Annotated in this window: 7 protein-coding genes; 1 reads left to right on the top strand and 6 read right to left on the bottom strand. The window is 71.7% G+C overall.

Features of this window, described 5'->3' with window-relative positions; translation table 11 throughout:
* Positions 1-107 precede the first annotated feature (107 nt).
* Positions 108-677, top strand: a complete 570-nt coding sequence (locus WA675_RS01450; protein ID WP_336081214.1) for a TetR/AcrR family transcriptional regulator — start codon at positions 108-110, stop codon at positions 675-677.
* Positions 678-802: 125 nt separating this feature from the next.
* On the opposite strand, the gene WA675_RS01455 is transcribed toward WA675_RS01450, so the two are convergent.
* From WA675_RS01455 to WA675_RS01480, 6 genes are all read right to left on the bottom strand, one after another.
* Positions 803-1,708 carry a dioxygenase family protein gene (locus WA675_RS01455; protein ID WP_336081215.1) on the bottom strand — a complete coding sequence of 302 codons (906 nt, stop codon included), beginning with the start codon at positions 1,706-1,708 and terminating at the stop codon, positions 803-805.
* Positions 1,709-1,800: 92 nt separating this feature from the next.
* Positions 1,801-2,889, bottom strand: coding sequence for an ABC transporter substrate-binding protein (locus WA675_RS01460; protein WP_336081216.1), 1,089 nt, complete (start codon positions 2,887-2,889; stop codon positions 1,801-1,803).
* A 45-nt stretch (positions 2,890-2,934) separates the two neighbouring features.
* Positions 2,935-3,723 (bottom strand): ABC transporter permease, encoded by a 789-nt coding sequence (locus WA675_RS01465; RefSeq protein WP_336081217.1) that lies wholly within the window; start codon positions 3,721-3,723, stop codon positions 2,935-2,937.
* Positions 3,723-4,541 (bottom strand): ABC transporter permease, encoded by an 819-nt coding sequence (locus tag WA675_RS01470; RefSeq protein WP_336081218.1) that lies wholly within the window; start codon positions 4,539-4,541, stop codon positions 3,723-3,725. Before WA675_RS01470 ends, WA675_RS01465 begins: the two co-directional genes overlap by 1 nt.
* Positions 4,538-5,539, bottom strand: a complete 1,002-nt coding sequence (locus tag WA675_RS01475) for an ATP-binding cassette domain-containing protein (RefSeq protein WP_336081219.1) — start codon at positions 5,537-5,539, stop codon at positions 4,538-4,540. Before WA675_RS01475 ends, WA675_RS01470 begins: the two co-directional genes overlap by 4 nt.
* Positions 5,536-19,206 (bottom strand): amino acid adenylation domain-containing protein, encoded by a 13,671-nt coding sequence (locus WA675_RS01480; RefSeq protein WP_336081221.1) that lies wholly within the window; start codon positions 19,204-19,206, stop codon positions 5,536-5,538. The genes WA675_RS01475 and WA675_RS01480 overlap by 4 nt, the downstream gene beginning before the upstream one ends.
* Positions 19,207-19,248: the final 42 nt, after the last annotated feature.

Consider the following 19,248-nt stretch of genomic DNA (forward strand, 5'->3'; position numbering starts at 1 on the left):
CTCCTGGGAGGCGGATGCCGACTGACATGATGTCAATCTTGACACTGGAAAGATTGACACCGCCGGGAGAACTTGTCAATGGCAAGTTTGTCGGTCAGGATCTTGGCATGGCCAAGGACGGGTATCACCACGGGGATCTGCGGGCGGCACTGCTCGACTCGGCGGCCGAGCAGATCGCCGCCGAGGGGGTCGAGGCGGTGTCGCTGCGCGCGCTGGCCCGGCGGGCGGGCGTGTCGCACGCGGCGCCCGCCCACCATTTCGGCGACCGCGCGGGGCTGTTCACCGCGCTCGCGATCGAGGGATTCGACCTGCTGGCAACGCGATTGGCGGCGGCGGGCGACGACATGCGCGAGGTGGCGGTCGCCTATATCCGCTTCGCCCTGACCCAGCCCGGCCGTTTCGACGTGATGTACCGGCGCGAGGTGCTGCGCGCCGACGACCCGGATCTCCTCGCTGCCCGCGAACGCTCGGGTGCGGTCCTGCGCTCGGGAATCGCGGGACTACAGGCCGATCAGCCCGCCGACCGCCAGCGTTCCACCCGTCTGGCCGCCTGGTCGCTGGTCCACGGATTCGCGACGCTGTGGCGCGAAGGGGCGCTCGAGGGCTCGGAGCTGGCGTCCTCGGCCGACCCCGAACAGCTGGCGCGGGAGATGCTGGCGACGGTGCAGTTCGACTGACGTGCGCTGGACCTGGTTGGCTGGGCGTAGGGCGTGCGGTGTCGCCGGATCGTCGAGCGGTGGACCCGGGGGCTTCGCCAGCCGTCGGACATGACCGGCGGCGGGAGCCTGATCGCCGGTGCGTGCTAGCGCGGCGGTCGGCCACCACTCGGCGGCTCATCACCCGGGCCGCCCGATGGCGGGCCGCCTTGCCCACCCGGGGGCTGGCCGGGAAAGCCGCTGTCGGACTGGGTGTTCTGCGATTTTTCGGCCACACCGATCGTGAGCGATACCCCCATGCCGGTGGCCGGTGTCCCGGTGACGGTGGCGAGTTCGGCGTCCCAGCCGTCGCCGAAGACATTGTCGGAGGACAGGGTCACCCCGGACATGTTGCGGGTGCTGGCGGCGTAACCGGAGTCGGCGGCGAAGACGGCTTCGCAGGCGTCCTGCGGGAGGGCGATCTGGGAGGTGAGGCGGGCATTGTCACCGGCGACGGCGGTGGACAGGGAGTCGTAGACCTCGAAGTGGATGTGCGGCCAGCGGCCGGTGTAGCAGGCGGGGAAGATCGAGGTGAACTCGACGGTGCCGGTGTCGTCGGCGACCTGGACGCCGCGCAGGTAGTTCTGGTCGGTGACGCCCTCGCTGTAGAGCGAGTAGCGGCCCTCGCGGTCGCAGTGCCAGACGTAGACGGCCAGGCCCGCGCCCACCGCGCCGGTCGTCAGGTCGACCAGGTTCAGGGTGAGGGTCATCGGAACACCCTCGGCGGTCCCGGAATACGCGCCGAAGCTGCCGGTGATGTCGGAGCGGACGACGCCGGATTCGATGAGCACATTGGGTCCGTTGGAGCCGTCGCCGGGATACGGGCCCGCGGTCTCGCCCGGGGCGGCGGCGGGCAGGGTGGACGGGCTCGACGAGGTCGTGGCGGTGCTGCCGGAATCGGTCGCGCAGGCCGCCGCCGCGGCGGCCACCCCGGCGATGCCGAGCGCGCCCAGCATCCGCCTGCGCGACATCACCCGCAGGTCGTGGCCCAGTCCGAGATCATGGTCGTCCATCGCGTTCCTTCCGCTTGCCCGGTGTCGAGGACGACGGTAGGAGCGGGGACTGCGCCGGAGCTGGGGACGCGCTGGGAGGTCGCTGGGAACGGTCAGTCGGTGACGTAGCCGTTGAGGCTGTTCCGCAGGTCGGTGAGGATGGCGCGGGCGGCGGTGAGGCCGGTGGTGTGCCAGATCTTGTCGTCGACGGCGAAGACGCGGCGGTCGGTGGCGGCGCCGAGTTCCTCCCACTCGGTCGAGCGCAGGACCTGTTTGCCGTGCTCCTCGCCCTGCTCGCCGTCGAACATCACGTAGACGACATCGCCCTCGGCCTTGGTGGCCAGGTCGGCGGCGGTGATGTCGTAGGACTGGCCGCGCTGGGCGGTGGGCCGCTGCACGCCGACATCGGCGAGGACCTGGGCGGCGAAGGTCTCGCTGCCCTGCACCTGGGTGGTGTCGGCGGTGAAGCGCAGCACCGAGGCCTGGGACTGGCGCGCGTTGATCTCGGGGCCGAGGGCGTGGGCTTCGGTGAGGTAGTCGCGCAGGGCGGTCGCGGCGGCGTCGCTGCGGTTCATGCCCGCGGCGTAGGCGGCGAAATCGGACTGCCAGCTGCCGCCCTGGCCGACCAGGACGGTGGGGGCGATGGCGCTGAGGGCCGCGTAACCGCCTGCGGCGGGGGCGATGTCGCCGAGGATCAGGTCCGGCTTCAGTTCCGCGATGCGGGCGGGGTCGGGCTGCCCGTTCGGGCCGACGCTGGGCACCTCGAGCACGCCGTAGCCCAGGTACATCGGCTGCGGGCGGTCACCGTCGAGGGTCACCGCGCCCGCCACGCGCTCCCACAGGCCCAGCGCGCAGGCGGCGTCGAGGGCCGAGCTGGTGAGCACCACGATGCGCTGCGGGTCGGCGGGCACCTGGGAGACACCGGCGGTGTGGGTGACCGCGCGGGGGCCGCCCGCGTCGGGGGCGCTCGGCAGCGGGCACGCGGTGGCGGTGTCGCGGTCGGCGCCGACCACACCGGCCCCGGCGATATTGGTGGTGGTCCGGATGATCGTGCTGGCGTCGTCGGTCTGGTCCGCGCAACCCGCGGTGAGCGCGACGGCGCACAGCAGCGCGGCGCCGACGGCGATGCCGCGCGAACGGGCGCGACCGGCCCGCTCGGCGGTGCGACGGAATCGGGTGCGTTCTCGGGCGCTCACCGGCATGCGCACGAGGGTACTGCGTGGCCGCCGTGCTGCTCGCCGGGGGCGTCACCGGCGGCTGGCGCGGCGGAACCCGATGGCGGCGGGGACGGCGAACAGCAGCACCGCGCCCGCCGACCAGAGCAGGGTGAGCAGCAGCGGCCGGGCGACCGGACCGTGGTCGGCCAGTCCGCGCATGGCGTCCACGGCCACCGACATCGGCTGGTTGCGCACCACCGGCTGGATCCAGGTGGGGAAGGCGACCAGCGGGACGAAACCGGTGCTGAAGAACATCATCAGCGAGGTGAGGATGGTGATGCCCTCGACCAGTGAGGCCTTCGCGGTGTAGACGGCCACGGCGGTGACGATGGTGGCGAAGGCCAGCCCGAAGATCACCGGGACCAGCAGGAACGCCAGGGCCGCCAGGGGGCCGTGGTGGAAGCGGAAGCCGAGCAGATAGCCCACGGCGATCACGGTGACGGTGCCGACCAGGATGCGGCAGCCCTCGGCCAGGATGCGCGAGGCCAGCCCGGAGGCGCGGTGCACCGGCAGTACCCAGAACCGCGCGAGCAGGCCCGCGTCGCGTTCCCGGCCGAGCAGCACGCCGCTGGCGACGGCGCCGGAGAGCGCGCCGACCAGGGCGACCATCGGGACCGAGCCGTAGAGGGCGTCCTCGCCGGTGAACCGTTCGATCTGGCCGCCCACCACGATGTCGAGCATGATCAGCAGCAGGCACGGGATGAGCAGCGTCTCCAGCAGGGTGATCGGGTTGCGGGCCCAGCGCAGCAGCAGGCGCTGGGTCTGGATGACGGTGTGCCGGACCAGCGCGGCCGGGGAGTTCTCCGCCTGCAGGGTCATCAGGTCCTCCGTGCGCTGAGCCGGACGGCGAGGGGCGCGCAGAGCAGCAGGATGGCGGCCAGCCACAGCAGCGACGGGCCCATCAGCGACCAGCTCACCACCCCCGCGTTGCCCGCGGTGTCCCCGGCCAGCGCGCGCAGCCCGATGGCGAACTGGGACACCGGCTGATTGCGGACGAACCACTGGATCCACTCCGGGAACTGGTCGGCCGGGGCCAGGCCGGTGGAGAGCATGCCGAAGATCAACGGTGGCAGCACCAGCGCCTGCGAGGTGGCCTCCGGGCTTTTGGACAGGGTGCCGATCACGTCGGCGCCGAGGGTGAGCGCGACGCCGATGAGCAGCGCGAAGGCCAGGAAGCCGAGGGTGTGCGCGGCATCGAGCCGGAACCGGAACCCGATGACGTACCCCGCCGCGATGGCCGCGGCCAGCGAGATCACCAGCCGGAACAGATTGGCCGACATCCGCGCCGCCACCGGCACCAGCGGCCGCAGGGGCATGGCGCCGAAGCGCCGGTTGAGCCCGGCGACGGCGTCGGTGGCCGAGCGGAAGGCCGCCGAGATGGCGGTGAACGCCGCGGCCTGCAGGATGACCAGCGGCATCATGTACTGCGCGTAGCTGCTGAAACCGTTGCCGGAGAACATCATCACGGTCTTGAGCGGGATGTAGAAACTGGCGGTGAACGCGGCGGGGGCCAGCACCGAGGACAGCACCTCGCCGGATTTGACGGCGGGCACGATCAGCCGGGTGGTCAGCACCCACCACTGCTGGCGGGTGTCGGGGGTGGCGCGGGCGGTGGTGTGCCAGGTCGCGGCGGTCACGGGACGGCCTGCTCGGTCGTGGCCAGATGGCCGGTGAGCTGGAGGAACACATCGTCGAGGGAGGGGCGGCGCAGGGCGATGTCGACGAGTTCGATACCGGCGTCGTCGAGGCGGCGCAGCGCTTCGGCGAGGGTCTTGGCGCCGTCGGGGGCGGGGATGGTGAGGCGGTCGGACTCGGGGGTGAGCGCGGCGAGGTTCTCCGGGGGCAGCAGGGCGCCGAGCGCGGTGGCGATGGCGGGCAGCCCGGCCAGGTCCAGGGGGACGATCTCGCAGTAGCTGCCGCCGGTGCGGTGTTTGAGTTCGTCGGCGGTGCCCTCGGCGATGACGACGCCGTGGTCGATCACGATGATGCGGTCGCTGAGCGCGTCGGCCTCTTCGAGATATTGCGTGGTGAGCAGGGTGGTGATGCCCGCGTTCTTGAAGCCCTTGACCAGGTCCCAGACGCCCTGGCGGCTGCGTGGGTCCAGACCGGTGGTCGGCTCGTCGAGGAAGACCACATCCGGGCGGACCACCAGGCCGCAGGCGATATCGATGCGGCGCCGCATGCCGCCGGAGTAGGTGCCGACGCGGCGTTCGGCGGCGCGGTCGAGATCGAACTCGGTGATCAGTTCGCGGGCTCTGGCCCGGGCCGCGGGTTTGCGCAGGCCCATCAGCCTGCCGAACATGACGAGGTTCTCGTAGCCGCTGAGCATGTCGTCGAGGGCGGCGTACTGGCCGGTGAGCATGATGCTTCGGCGCACCGCGGCCGGGTCGGCGACCACATCGTGCCCGGCGACCACCGCGCGGCCGCGATCGGGGGTGATCAGGGTGGACAGGATATTGACCGTGGTGGTCTTGCCCGCGCCGTTGGGGCCGAGGATGCCGAGGACCTGGCCCGGGGCTGCGGCGAAATCGACCCCGCGCAGGGCGTGCACGTCGCCGAAGGATTTCTCGATGCCCTCGACCAGCACACCGCCGGTGCGCGCCGGGCTGGGGGCGAGGGTGGGTTCGACGCTCATAGCCGGTCTCCTGCTTCCATGTGGTCGTCGAGCAGCGGCGAGATCACCGACAGGGCCAGGGGATTGGTCATCTCGTCGTGGGTCACGGGCACGTCGTGGCTGACGATCTCGCCGGTCACATAGGGCCGCCAGCCGTCCGGACCCATCCATTCCTGGGGGTCGACGGTGGCGCGGAAATACAGCAGATCGCCGTCGTAGGTGGGCCGCCGGTAGCCGGTTCTGGTGCGCGCGGAGGCGTTGTAGGAGGCGGCCAGGCGTTCGAGGGTGGCGGCGTCGACGAGCTCGGCGCCGAGCCGGGCGGTGATGGCGGCGGCCGCCTGCGCGGCGGTGGCGTCGGCGGGGACGTCGTCGATGCCGAAGATCGCGCCGAAGGTGTGGATGAACGCGCCCGCGGTCAGACGTTCGATGCTGTCGCCGTCGATATCGGCGGTGTCGGTGTCGAGCAGGGCGACCACGCCGACCCGCTCGCCCGCAGCGGCCAGTTCGACGGCCATGGCCTCGGCGATGAGCCCGCCGAAGGACCAGCCCAGCAGGTGGTAGGGGCCGTGGGGCCGCACCGCGCGGATCTCGCGGACGTAGCGGTGGGCGAATTCCTCGATGGAACGGGCGGAGGGTTCGCGGCCGCTGAGGTCGGGGGCCTGCAGGCCGTAGACGGGGCGGCCGGGGCGGAGCTGTTCGGCGAATCCCAGGTAGCTCCAGGACATTCCGGAGGAGGAATGCACGCAGAACAGGGCGGGCTTGTCGCCGTCGGGGCGGATGGGGAGCAGGACGTCCAGGCCGAGGCCGCCGGTGGTGGGTGTGGCGGCGGTCATGGCGGCGGCTTCCTCGGCGGATGCCGTTCGGGCGGAGGGTGTTTCGGCGTAGCGGGCGGCGGCGGTGAGGGCCTCGGTCCAGAGCTGGGCGAGTTCGGCGACCGCGTCGCGGTCGAGAAGTTCGGCGGCGTAACCGAAGTCGGCGCGCAGGCGGTCGCCGGTGACCAGGGCGTTGATGTCGATGGCGGCCATGACCGGGACGTCGGGGTGCTCGGTGGCGGCGAGGTCACCGAGGTCGGCGGTGGGGAGCCAGCCCAGGCCCTCGAGCCCGGCGGGGGTGTCGACGGAGGTGTGTCGGCCGAGGTAGTTCAGGCAGATCTGGCCGGGTAGGCCGGTCGGGAGTTGTTGTGCGGTCTCGGGATTCAGGTAGCGGAGCAGGCCGAAGCCGATGCCTTTGTCGGGGACGGCGAGGAGGTCGTGTTTGACCGTGCGGAGGACGGCGCCCATGGCCGGGCCGCTGTCGAAGGCGTCCTCGATATCGATGTCGGTGAGGTCCAGGTGCACCGGGTAGAGGGTGGTGAACCAGCCGATGGTGCGCGAGAGGTCCGCGCCGGGCACCACTTCTTCCTGTCGGCCGTGGCCTTCCAGCCGCAGCAGGGCCGAGGGTTCGCGCACGCCGCGCCGTGCGCGCCAGCGGATCAGGGCCAGGGCGAGGGTGGCGAGCAGGGCGTCGGTCACGCCGCCGTGGAACAGGCCGGGCAGGGTGGTGAGCAGGGCGGCGGTGGTGGACTCGTCGACCTCGATCTCGAGGCGGCGCACGGTGTGGCCCTGGTCGATCGCGGGATCGAGGGGGCGGGGGCCGAGCAGCGGGTCGGGGGCGCCTGTCACGCGCTGCCAGTAGCCGAGTTCGGCGCGGCGGTGCTCGCCGTGGGCTTGTTCGGTGAGCGCGTGCGACCAGCGGCGCATCGAGGTGCCGATCTCGGGGAGCACGGGGGTGGTGTCGGCGGCGACCTGGGCCCAGGCGGCGATGAGGTCCTGGACCAGGATGCGCCAGGACACGCTGTCGATCACCAGGTGGTGGGCGACCACGATCAGGCGGCCGGGCCGCGTGCGTGATCCGGCGTCACCGACCGGGTCGAGCCAGACGAACTGCAGGACCGTGCCGGTGGCCGGGTCGAGGCGGTTCATCGCGGAATCCAGGGCGGTCTGGGCGAATTCGCGCAGTTCCACCGGGTCGATGGCGGCGTCGCACTCGCTGCGGTGCACCAGCGTGTCGACCTCGACCGAGCCGGGTTCGGCCACCCGCAGGCGCCAGTCGTCCCCGTCTCGCTCCAGGCGTGCGCGCAGCATGTCGTGCCGGTCGATCACGGCGGTGAGGGTGGCGACCAGGCGCGCGCGGTCGATGCCGACGGGCAGCTCGAGCACGGCGGTCTGGACGAACCTGCCGAAATCGCCGCCGCGGTCGATCATGTACCGCACGATCGGGGTGAGCGGCAGCTCGCCGACACCACCGCCGGGCAGTTCCTCCAGCGCCGCCACGGTCTCGCCCGCATCGATGACGGCGCCGAGGGCGGCCACGGTGCGGTGCTCGAAGACCTGCAGCGGAGTGCAGTGCACGCCACGCAGTTTCGCCTGGGTGACCAGCTGGATGGCCAGGATGCTGTCGCCGCCGAGGGCGAAGAAGGAGTCGTCCACGCCCACCCGGTCGCGGTTCAGCAGGTCGGCGTAGATCTCGGCGAGGGCCTGCTCGGTGGGGGTTTCCGGGGCGCGGTAGGGGGTGTCGTCGGTGACGAACACCGGGTCGGGCAGGGCCTTGCGGTCGAGCTTGCCGACGGCATTGATGGGGATCGCGTCGAGGACGACGAAGGCGGCGGGGACCATGTAGCCGGGCAGGGTGTCGGCGGCCACCGCACGGATGTGGGCGACATCGAGGTCGGCGCCGGGCAGGCGGACCAGGTACGCCGCCAGCGCGGTGGCGCCGGTGGGGCCCGGAACGCCCAGGGTGACAGCGAGATCCACGCCGTCGATGGCGCCGAGGACGGCGTCGATCTCGCCGAGTTCGATGCGCTGGCCGCGCACCTTCACCTGGAAGTCGGTGCGGCCGAGATATTCCAGGGTGCCATGGCGGGTCCAGCGGACGAGGTCGCCGGTGCGGTAGAGGCGTTCGCCGGGGGCGCCGAAGGGGTTGGCGATGAAGCGGGTGGCGGTGAGGGCGGGGCGGGCGTGGTAGCAGCGGGCGGCGGCGGTGCCCGCGAGGTAGAGCTCACCGGCTACGCCGAGGGGAACGGGGCGCAAGCGGTCGTCGAGGACGAGGGCGCTCGCGCCGCGGATCGGGGCGCCGATGGTGACCGGCTCCGATTCCGCGAGCGGCGCGGAACCCGTTGCCCAGATGGTGTATTCGGTGGGGCCGTACAGATTCACCATGGTGCGGCCGTCCGCGCCACCGCACCAGCGGGCGACGAGATCCGGGCCGACCGCCTCCCCGGCCACCGCCAGCACCCGCACACTCGACACCTCGGCGGGATCGAGGGTGGCCAGTGCCGACGGGGTGATGACCATGTGGGTGACCTGTTCGGCGGCGATGAGCTCCGCGAGCGGGGCACCGCCGAACACGTCGGGTGGGGCGATGACGGCGGTGCCGCCCGCGCCGTAGGCCATGAGTGCCTCGAAGATGGACGCGTCGAAGCTGGGGGAGGCGACCTGGAGGACGCGGGCGTGCTCGTCGAGGGCGAGGTCGGCGCGCTGGGCGGCGATGAGGTCGGCCAGGCCGCGGTGGGTGACGGTGACGCCCTTGGGGGTGCCCGTCGAGCCCGAGGTGTAGATCATCCAGGCGGGGTTCTCGACGCGGATCGGGGCCGGGAGGTCGTCGGGGGTCAGCGGGGTGTCACTGGTGGTGGACAGTTCTTGCGTCATCGCCGGGTCGTCCAGCACCAGCCAGTGGGTGCTGTCGGGGAGTTCGGGGCGGTAGCGGGCGAGGGTGATGCCCACGCGCGCACCGGAATCGGTGAGCATGTGCTCGATGCGGTCGGCGGGGTGCTTGGGGTCGACCGGGACGAAGGCGGCGCCGGTCTTGGCGGTGGCCCAGAGGCTGGTGTGCAGGAACTCCGAGCGTGGGAGTGCCAGCGCGACCACGGTTTCCGTTCGGGCGCCCCCCGTGATCAGCAGCCTGGCCAGCTGGTTGGACCGGGCGTCGAGTGTGCGATAGGTGGTCGGCGACCCGCCGGCCGAGCGTGCTGGTGACTCGGAAACCGTGGTCGTACCAGCGGTGTTCAGGTACGGCGGTGTGCTGTCTTCGGTCTCCGCGGATGCCTCGATTCGACGGGCTTCGGGAGCTGATCCGGCGCGTTGCGGTGCCTCGGTGCTGCGGCCATTCGGGACGGCGGACGGCAGGTGGGCGGGGCGGTCCGGGAAGGTCGCGGCGGTGGTGGTCAGCAGGTGGGGGAGGGTGGTGGTGCCGGTGGTGGCGGGGCCGCGGACCGGGATCAGGTGGGCGCGTTCGGATTCGGTGAGGAGGTCGATATCGGCGAGGGGGGTGTCGATGTCGGCCAGGACGGTGGCGAGGATTTGGTGCCAGCGGGTGGTGAAGGCGGTGGCGGTGGGGGCGTCGAAGAGGTCGGTGGCGTAGGAGAGGACGCCCTCGATGCCTGCGGGGGTGGTGTCGTCGAAGCGTTCGCGCAGGTCGAAGGTGAGGTCGAAGGCGGAGGCGCGGCGGTCGAAGTCCTCGACCTCGAAGCGGAGGCCGGGGAGTTCGAGGACGGGCTCGACGAAGTTCTGGAGCGAGAGCGAGACCTGGAACAGGGGATGGTGGGCGGTCGAGCGGGTGGGGTCGAGGGCTTGGACGAGCTGTTCGAAGGGGATGTCGGCGTGGGCGAAGGCGTCGAGGTCGGTGGTGCGGACGGTGTCGAGGAACTCGCGGAAGCCGGTGCCGGGGTCGACGGGGGTGCGCAGAGCGAGGGTGTTGACGAACATGCCGACCAGCTCGTCGAGGGCTTCCTCCCCGCGACCGGCCACCGGGGTGCCGATGACGATGTCACCGGTGCCACCCAGGCGTGCGAGCAACACCGCCAGCGCGGCATGCACGACCATGAAGACGCTGACACTGTGCGCGGCGGCGAATTCGGTGAGCGCGCGGTGGGTTCGGGCATCGAGAGCGAAACCGACATCGTCGCTGCGCATCGACTGGACCGCCGGGCGGGGGCGGTCGCTGGGCAGTTCCAGGGCATCCGGTGCGTCGGCGAGAGTGTCCCGCCAGTACTGGATCTGCTGTGCCGCCAGGGAATCCGCGTCGGTGGCGGCACCCAGCACCTCCCGGTGCCAGAGCGCGAAGTCGGCGTACTGCACGGCCAGCGGTGCGCGGCTGGGTGCCGAACCGGCGACCCGCGCCGAATAGGCGGCCACCAGGTCGGCGGCGAGCGGTGCCATGGATGCGCCATCAGCGCTGATGTGATGCACCACGAGCACGACCACGTGCACCGGCGCGCCGGAAGTACGGGCAACGGTGCCCACTGTCGGCGCCGTGCTGGTGGCACCAGCGGGCGCGGTGCTTGAGGAGCTCGTTGGTGCGGTGCTTGCGTGTGTGGTGTTGGGGGAGTTCGTTGGTGCGGTGCTTGCGTGTGTGGTGTTGGGGGAGTCCGTTGGTGCGGTGCTTGCGTGTGCGCTGCTGGCGGGCTCGGCCGGTGTGGTGCGGGTGCGTGCGGTGCTGGCGGGCTCGGTCCGTGTGGTGCTGCTGGAATCGGTGTGGGCGATGGATACCTGGTCGGTGGATTGACGAGTAGCACTCTGCGCGCCGATGAGACGGGCGGGGGCAACGGTGTTCGTGGTGTCGACGCGGAACAGGGCTATGCGGAGGGGGGTTTCGCGGGTGAGGTCGAAACCGGTGGCGGTGAGTTCGTTGATGCGGGTGCGGAGTGGGGCGCCGTCTTCGGTGTCGAGGACGGGCAGCGGGAGGGATTCGGGGCTGACGACGACCTGGCGGGGACCCTCGGTGTCGGTGGGGTAGCGGGTGCGGAGGGATTCGTGGCGGGTGATGACGTCGGTGAGGGCCTGGCGCAGGGCGGGGATGTCGAGGTCGCCGGTGAGGCGGAGGGCGATGGCGATGTTGTAGGCGGCGGAGCCGGGGTCGAGCTGGTTGAGGACCCACATGCGCTGCTGGGCGGGGGAGAGCGGGAGGCGGTCGGGGCGGGGGCGGGCGGACAGGGCGGGGCGGCCGGGGGTGCCCTCGGGGGCGGGGACGAGGCGGGCCGCGAGCTGGGCGACGCTGGGGGCGTCGAAGAGGTCGCGCAGGGCGATGCGGCAGCCGAGGGCGGAGTTGACGCGGGCGACGACCTTGGTCGCGGTCAGGGAGTTGCCGCCGAGTTCGAAGAAGGACTGGTCCACGCTCACCCGGTCGCTGCCCAGGACCTCGCCGAACACCGTGGCGACCGACTCCTCGACCGGGGTGCGGGGTGCCAGGTACGCGCGCTGGGCCGACGAGAAGTCCGGTACCGGAAGGGCTTTGCGGTCCAGCTTGCCGACGGGCGTCAACGGGATGTCGTCGAGCAGGACCACATAGCCGGGCACCATGTAGCCGGGCAGCTCGGCCGCGACCTGCGCGCGCAGGTTCTCGGTGTCGAGATCGGCGCCGGGCGTGGGCAATACATAGGACACCAGCACGGTCGCCCCGGCGGGTCCCTCCCGGCCGATGGTGACCGCGTATTCGACCTCGGCGTCGCGGGAGAGCACCGCGTCGATCTCACCCAGCTCGATCCGCAGACCACGGATCTTGACCTGGAAATCGCTGCGGCCCAAGTACTCCAGCGTCAGAGCGTCGTCCGCGTCGCGGACCCAGCGCACCATGTCGCCGGTGCGGTACATGCGATCGCCGGGCGCGCCGAAAGGATCGGCGACGAAGCGGCTCGCCGTCATCTCGACCCGGCGGAAGTACCCGCGGGCCAGGGCGGGGCCCGCCAGATACAGCTCACCCTGGACACCCACCGGCACCGGCCGCAACCAGCTGTCCAGCACCACCACCGACGCACCACGGATCGGCCCGCCGATGGTGACCGGTTCGCCCGCGCGCAGCTCGGCCGGACCGGTGGCCCAGATGCTGAATTCGGTGGGGCCGTAGAGGTTCACCATCCGTCTGCCCGCCGCCCACTTCTCGATGAGCTCGGGGGTCGCGGCTTCCCCGGCGACGGCGAGAACGCGCAGCGCGGTGAGGTCGGTGGGTTCCATGGTGGCCAGGGCGGACGGGGTGATCACCGCGTGCGTCACCGCTTCGGTGCGCAGCAGGGCTTCCAGTTCGCTGCCGCCGTAGACCTCCGGCGGCGACACGACCAGGCGCCCGCCTGCCGCGTGCGCGGTGAGCATCTCGAAGACCGAGGCATCGAAGCTGGGGGAGGCGACCTGCAGGGCGCTGGCCGACGGGTCGAGATCGAGGGTTTCGCGTTGCGCGGTCACCAGATTCGCGATGCCGCGATGACTGAGCAGCACGGCCTTGGGTTTGCCGGTGGAGCCGGAGGTGTAGATGAGGTAGGCGGTGTGGTCGAGGTCGATCGGGCCGCCGCGTTCGGCGTCGGTGATCGGCGCGTCGGAGACCAGCATGGCGCGGCGGATGGTGTTGAGATCGTCGAGCAGCAGCCAATCGATGGTGCCGGGCAGGGTTTCGCCGGTGGCCGTCACGGTGACGCCGATCGGCGCGCGGGAATCGGAGAGCATGTGTTCGATGCGCTCCACCGGGTAGCTGGGGTCCAGCGGGACGAACGCCGCGCCGGTCTTGGCCAGCGCCCACACCGCGACCACCGATTCCAGCGAGCGGGTCAGCGCCAGCACGACGAATACCTCCGGGCCCACCCCGCGCCCGAGCAGCACCCGGGCGAAGCGGTTGGACCAGGCATCGAGTTCGCCGTAGCTCATGTGCAGCTCGCCGGAGCTGACGGCGACGGCCTGGGGGTCGAGAGCGGCACCGGCGGTGAGGATGTCGGGCAGGGTCCGCTGGGGCACGGGTGGGGCGCCGTGGACCGGGGCCAGGGCCGCCAGTTCGGTGTCGTCGCAGGCACGCAGCCGGGAGACCGGCAGGTCCGGGTGGTCGGCGAGCTGGGTCAGCAGGCGGACGAAGCGGTCCAGCAGGGACTGCGCGGCGGTGTGGTCGAGCTGGTCGGCGAGGTACTTCACGGTGATGCGCAGGGCGTCGCCGTCGGCGGTGTGCAGCGGAATCACCATGAGATTCAACGGATACGGTGTCGCGTCGGTGCCTTCGACATCGAGCACCCGCATGCCCGCGATGTCGAGCGCCTGGGACAGGGCCTCGCGGTCGATCGGATAGGACTCGAAAACGGTGAGGGTGTCGAACAATTCGGCCAGGCCGACGGCACGGTGGATGGCGGCCAAGCCGACGTGCTGGTGATCCATCAGCCGGGTCTGCTCGGCCTGCACGCGGCCCAGCAGGTCGGCGACCTGCTCCGCCGGGTCCAGCGTGACCCGCACGGGAACGGTGTTGATGAACAGGCCGAGCATCTCCTCGACGCCGGGCAGCTCCGGCGGCCGCCCGGACACGGTGCTGCCGAACACCACATCGGTGCGGCCGGTGAGCAGGGCCAGCAGCAGCGACCAGCCGACCTGGACCAGAGTGTTCACCGTGGCCCCGGCCGCGCGGGCGGCGGCGTCGAGCGCGGCGACGGTGGTGGCGGGCAGTTCGTGGGAGCGCAGGGCGGTTTCGGGAGTGGTGATGTCCGCCAGGGTGGGGACGGCGCGGGTGGGCGTGTCGATACCGGCGAGGGCCTGGCGCCAGGCGGTGAGGGAAGCCTCGGTGTCCTGGTCGGCGAGCCAGGACAGGAACGCGCGATAGGAGCGGGCGGGCGGCAGGGCCGACGGGTCACCGGCGGTGACGTAGAAGGCGAGCAGTTCGCGCACCAGCAGCGGGGTGGACCAACCATCCAGCACCACATGGTGATTGGTCATGACGAGGCGGAAGGTGTCGGGGCCGGTCTTGATCAGGGTGAAGCGGAGCAGGGGTGGGCGGGTGAGGTCGAAACGGGTGCGGGCGTCGAGGTCGATCACCCGGGCGAGTTCGCGGTCGCGGGCGGTGTCGTCGGTGATCGTGGTGAGATCGATGTCGTCCCAGCGGATCTCGGCGTGCGACAGGACGAGCTGGCGGGGGCCGTCATCGGTTTCCACGAAGGCGGCGCGGAGGTTCTCGTGCCGGTCGACGAGAGCCTGGGCGGCGGTGCGCAGGCGGGTGGCGTCGACGGTGCCCGCGAGGGTGAGCAGGGATTGGACGGTGTAGCCGTCGGCGGTGTCGGTGTCGTAGAGGGCGTGGAAGAGCAGGCCGTACTGGAGTGGGGAGAGGGGCCAGACATCGGCCAGGTGCGGGTAGGTGTGCTCCCAGCGGTCGATCTGGGGTTGGTCGACGGTGACGAGGTCGAAGTCCGAGGGGGTGCGGCCGCCCGCGCCGTCGGTCCCCGCATGGGTGACCAGGGCGGTCAGGGCCTGTGACCACAGGTCGGCCAGCTCGTGGACATCGTGTTCGGTGAGCAGGCGGCTCGCGTAGGCCCAGGTGACCTCGAGGCCCGCGTCGGTGAGCACGGCATTGATGTCGACGGTGGCGGCCAGGGGTGCGTGGGCGTCATTGGTGGCGGCGAAACGCTGTGGCAGCCAAGGATCTTCGCCGGTGACGGCGCGGCCGAGGTAGTTGAAGCTGAGCTGGGGTGCCGGAGTGTCCGCGAGGGTGGCGGCGGTCTCGTCGTTCAGGTAGCGCAGCAGGCCGTAGCCGACGCCGCGATCGGGGATCGCGCGCAGCTGTTCCTTGGTGGCCTTGATCGCCGCGCCCGCCGCCTGGCCGCCGGTGAAGGCGTTGTCGATGTCGATGCCGGTCAGGTCGACTGCCACCGGATACACCGTGGTGAACCAGCCGACCGTGCGGGCGATGTCCGCGCCGGGCAGCAGGGATTCGGCGCGGCCGTGGCCCTCCAGGGTGATGAGGGAAGCGGTGCGGGCGCGCCAGCGGGCGACGGCGAGCGCGAGGGCGGCCAGGAGGACATCGTCGGCGCCGCAATGGAATTGCTCGGGCAGTGTGGTGACCACGGCGTGCGCGGTAGCGGTGGGCACCGTCGACTGCCACTGCGCCATGGTGTCGACGACATCGCGCGCCGGGTCGAAAGCCGCTGTGCCGAACGGTGGGTCGGGGGTCGCCGAGATGCGCTGCCAGGTGGACAGTTCGCCCGCGCGGGCAATGGCTTCGAGCGGCTGGCCGTGCGCCCACCGCCGGAACGAGGTACCGACCGGGTCGAGGGTGCCGCCGAAGGCGGCGGTGGCCAAGTCGGGCAGCAGGATTCGCCAGGAGACGCCGTCGGTGACGAGGTGATGCAGTACCAGCCAGCACAGGGGAGCGGCATCGGCGCGCTCGAGGAGGACGAAGCGCGCGACCGTGCCGGTCGAGGGGTCCAGCTGGTCGGCGGCGCGCTGCAATGCCTGCTCGACGGTGGCGACGGGGTGAGGCGGTGCGCCCTGGCCTGCCGGGACCACCTCGAGGAGTGTCCCGGCTTCGACGGTGCCCTTCTCGGCGACCTCCCAGGTCCAGGTGCCGGGTGCGCCGCGCAGGGTGGAGCGGAGGATGTCGTGGTGATCGAGGACGACCTGGAGGGCGTCGGTGAGGGCCGCGCGATCGGTGCCTTCGGGGAGGGTGATCAGGACGGCCTGGGCGTAGCGGTGCCAGGGGGCGTCGTGGTCGAGCATGGCGTGGACGATGGGGGTGAGGGTGATCGGGCCGGTGGGGCCGTCGGGGAGTTCTTCGACGATGTGGGCCGGGGTGTCGGTGGCCACGGCGGCGAGGGCGGCGACGGTTTTGCGTTCGAAGACGTCGCGGGCGGTGAAGGTGAGGCCCGCGGACTTGGCGCGGGAGACCAGCTGGATGGAGACGATGCTGTCGCCGCCGAGGGCGAAGAAGCTGTCGTCGGCGCCGACCGCGTCCACGCCGAGGACCTCGGCGAACAGGACGGCGAGGAGTTCCTCACGCGGGGTCGAGGGAGGTCTGCCGGTGACCGTCTCGGCCCGGAAATCCGGTGCGGGCAGGGCTTTTCGGTCGACCTTGCCCAACGGGGTGAGCGGAACGGCATCGAGCACGGTGATCACGGCGGGCACCATGTAGGCCGGAAGCCGCTCGCCGACAGCGGCTTTGACCGCTTCGGGATGCAGCTCGGTACCGGCTTCGGCGGTGACATAGGACGCGAGCGCGGTGGCACCCGCCGGGGTCTTCGCGCCGAGTGTGAGCGCGAAATCGACACCGGGGAGCCGTTGCAGGGCGGCGTCGATCTCGCCGAGCTCGATCCGGTAGCCGCGCACCTTCACCTGGAAATCGCCGCGGCCCTGATATTCCAGGGTGAACCGGCCGGAATCGGCGGACCAGCGCACCAGATCGCCGGTGCGGTACAGGCGTTCGCCGGGCGCGTACGGATTCGCGACGAACCGGCTCGCGGTGAGCCCGCTGCGCCGGTGATACCCGCGCGCCAGACCGGGACCCGCGAGATACAGCTCGCCCACCGTCCCGGCCGGGACCGGCCGCAGCCACGGGTCGAGCACCAGCCCGGACACCCCGCGGGTGAGGCCACCGATGGTCACCGGGGCGCCGGGGACCAGCGGATCGCTGAGCGTGGTGGTCACCGTGGTCTCGGTGGGGCCGTAGCCGTTGAGCACGGCGCGGCCGGTCCACTTCGACACCAGCTCCGGCGGGCACGCGTCGCCGCCGACCACGATCGTGCGCAACGCGGGCAGACGCGCCGGATCCAGCGAACCGACCACGGCCGGAGTCACATTGAGATGCGTGACGCCGTGCTCGCGCAGCACCCGCGCCATCTCCTCGCCCGCGTACACCGAGGGCGGCACGATCGCCAGCGTCGCCCCGGCCGCGAGGGTCACCAGGATCTCCTCGACGGAGATGTCGAAACTCGGCGACACCGCGTGGGCGACCACGGACGTGGCGTCCACCCCGAATCCGGCGCCGGACCCGGTGGCCAGGTTGGCCAGGCCGCGATGCGATACCAGCACGCCCTTGGGCAGCCCGGTCGACCCGGAGGTGTAGATGACGTAGGCGATCTGGTCGAGACGCAGCGGGGTGGTGCGGTCGGCGTCGGTGAGCGGGGTGGGGTCCTGGGCGGCGACGCGCGCGGTGGTGGGGGCGTCGTCGAGGGTCAGCCAGTCGATCCGGCCGGGCAGGGCCGAGCGGGCGTCCGCGACCGTCACGCCGGTGACCACGCCGCTGTCGTCGAGCATGTGCTCGATGCGGTCGGCGGGATAGGTCGGATCGATCGGGACGAACGGCGCGCCGGTCTTCGCGACCGCGACGGTGGCCAGCACGGAATCCGCCGAGCGCGGGATCGCCAGCGCGACACCGTGTTCCGGGCCCGCCCCGGCGGCGATCAGGACGCGCGCCAGGCGGGTGGTGTACTCGTCGACGGCGCGGTAGCTCAGGGACTCGCCGGTGCCCCAGCGCAGCGCCACCGCCTCCGGGTCGATCGCGGTGCCCGCGGCCAGGAGCTCGGGCAGGGTGCGCGGGCTGGTTCCGGCGGGGCCCCGGGCGGGCACCGCGATGGCGTGCTCGTCGTCGGACAGGACCGAGACGGCCGCGAGCGGGGCCTCGGGACCGGCGGCCAGGAAACGGTGCAGGAAGCGCAGGAAACGCGCGTGGTGGGCGGCGAGGTCGGCGTCGCTGTAGAGATTGCCGTTGCCCTGCAGGTCGATGTGGGTGCTCTCGCCACCGACCCCCGGATACAGGTTGACGAACAGATCGTCGATCAGGCCGGAGGTGAGCACGTGCAGCCGCCCGACCACCGGGCCGAGCGCGATCCGGGTGTCGACCATCATCAGGTTCACCGCTGGCCCGAACGAGGCCGCCTCGTCCATCGCCCAGCCCAGATCGCGGACGATGTCCTCCTGGCGGTACCGCTGCCTGCGCAGCGCGCCGGTGAGCTCGCTCTGCACCGCGAGAATCGCCGCGCCGACCGTGGTTCCCGGCGTGAGTGCGACCCGCAACGGCACCACATTGGCGAGCATGCCGCCGGACCGGCGCAGCGTCGCCGAGGTCCGCGCCGACACCGGCAGGCTCAGCACCACCTCGGGCGCGCCGGTCATCGCGGCCAGGTAGGCGCCGAACGCGGCCACCACCGTCGGCGCGACACCGGAGTTCACGGCGGCCGCCACCTCGTCGAGCAGGGTCGCGGTGGCGGCGGGCAGATCGCCGGAGACACGGCGCGGATGACCGTCGACGGCGGCCGCCCGGCCCGCCAGCGTCACCGGATCGGCCAGCTCGGCCAGGTGCGCGCGCCAGTACTCGCTGTCGGCGGCGAACCGGTCGGAGCTGCGATAGGCCAGGTCGGCCTCGACGATCTTCGGCAACGGCTCGGCCTTGGCGGGCGGCGGTTCGCGGCCCTCGACGGCGGCGTTGTAGAGCTCGCCGGTGCGCTGCACCAGGGCCAGCGCGCCCATGCCGTCGAGCACGATGTGGTGCATCCGCGAGTACCAGAACCAGCGGTCCTCGCCGACGCGCAGCATGGCCAGCCGGACCAGGCGGTCGCGCAGCACGTCCAGCGGCGCCGAGTACTCCGCGCGCATCCAGGCGTGCGCGGCGCGCTCGGGGTCGGGTTCGCCGCGCAGGTCCAGTTCGGTGATGTCGGCGTCGAGGGTGGGGTCGACCAGCTGATACGGCTGCCCGTCGACCTCGACCAGGCGCAGGTAGCCGGTCCCGAACTCGCGGCCGGTGCGGCGGACCGCCGCGGTGAGCACCGCGAGGTCGACCGCGCCGCGCAACTCGACGTACTGGGCGATGGAGATGGGCGTGTCACCCGCGATGTGCTGGGCGAACCAGATGCCCCGCTGCGCCGCGGACAGTGGGAACGGACCTTCGGTGGCGTCGGCGGCCGACGCGAGCGAAGAAGTCTGGGTCATGAGCGGACCTGTGTTGTCATGGCTTTGCTCCAGATCCATTCT

It is taken from the genome of Nocardia sp. SSK8, assembly GCF_037034205.1.
In the GTDB taxonomy this organism is placed as follows: domain Bacteria; phylum Actinomycetota; class Actinomycetes; order Mycobacteriales; family Mycobacteriaceae; genus Nocardia.

Excerpts from the sequence above, each read along its gene's own strand:
- WA675_RS01480 (WP_336081221.1), bottom strand. The coding sequence starts at position 19,206 with ATGACCCAGACTTCTTCGCTCGCGTCGGCCGCCGACGCCACCGAAGGT.
- WA675_RS01455 (WP_336081215.1), bottom strand. The coding sequence starts at position 1,708 with ATGGACGACCATGATCTCGGACTGGGCCACGACCTGCGGGTGATGTCG.
- WA675_RS01450 (WP_336081214.1), top strand. The coding sequence starts at position 108 with ATGGCCAAGGACGGGTATCACCACGGGGATCTGCGGGCGGCACTGCTC.
- WA675_RS01465 (WP_336081217.1), bottom strand. The coding sequence starts at position 3,723 with ATGACCCTGCAGGCGGAGAACTCCCCGGCCGCGCTGGTCCGGCACACC.
- WA675_RS01460 (WP_336081216.1), bottom strand. The coding sequence starts at position 2,889 with ATGCCGGTGAGCGCCCGAGAACGCACCCGATTCCGTCGCACCGCCGAG.
- WA675_RS01475 (WP_336081219.1), bottom strand. The coding sequence starts at position 5,539 with ATGAGCGTCGAACCCACCCTCGCCCCCAGCCCGGCGCGCACCGGCGGT.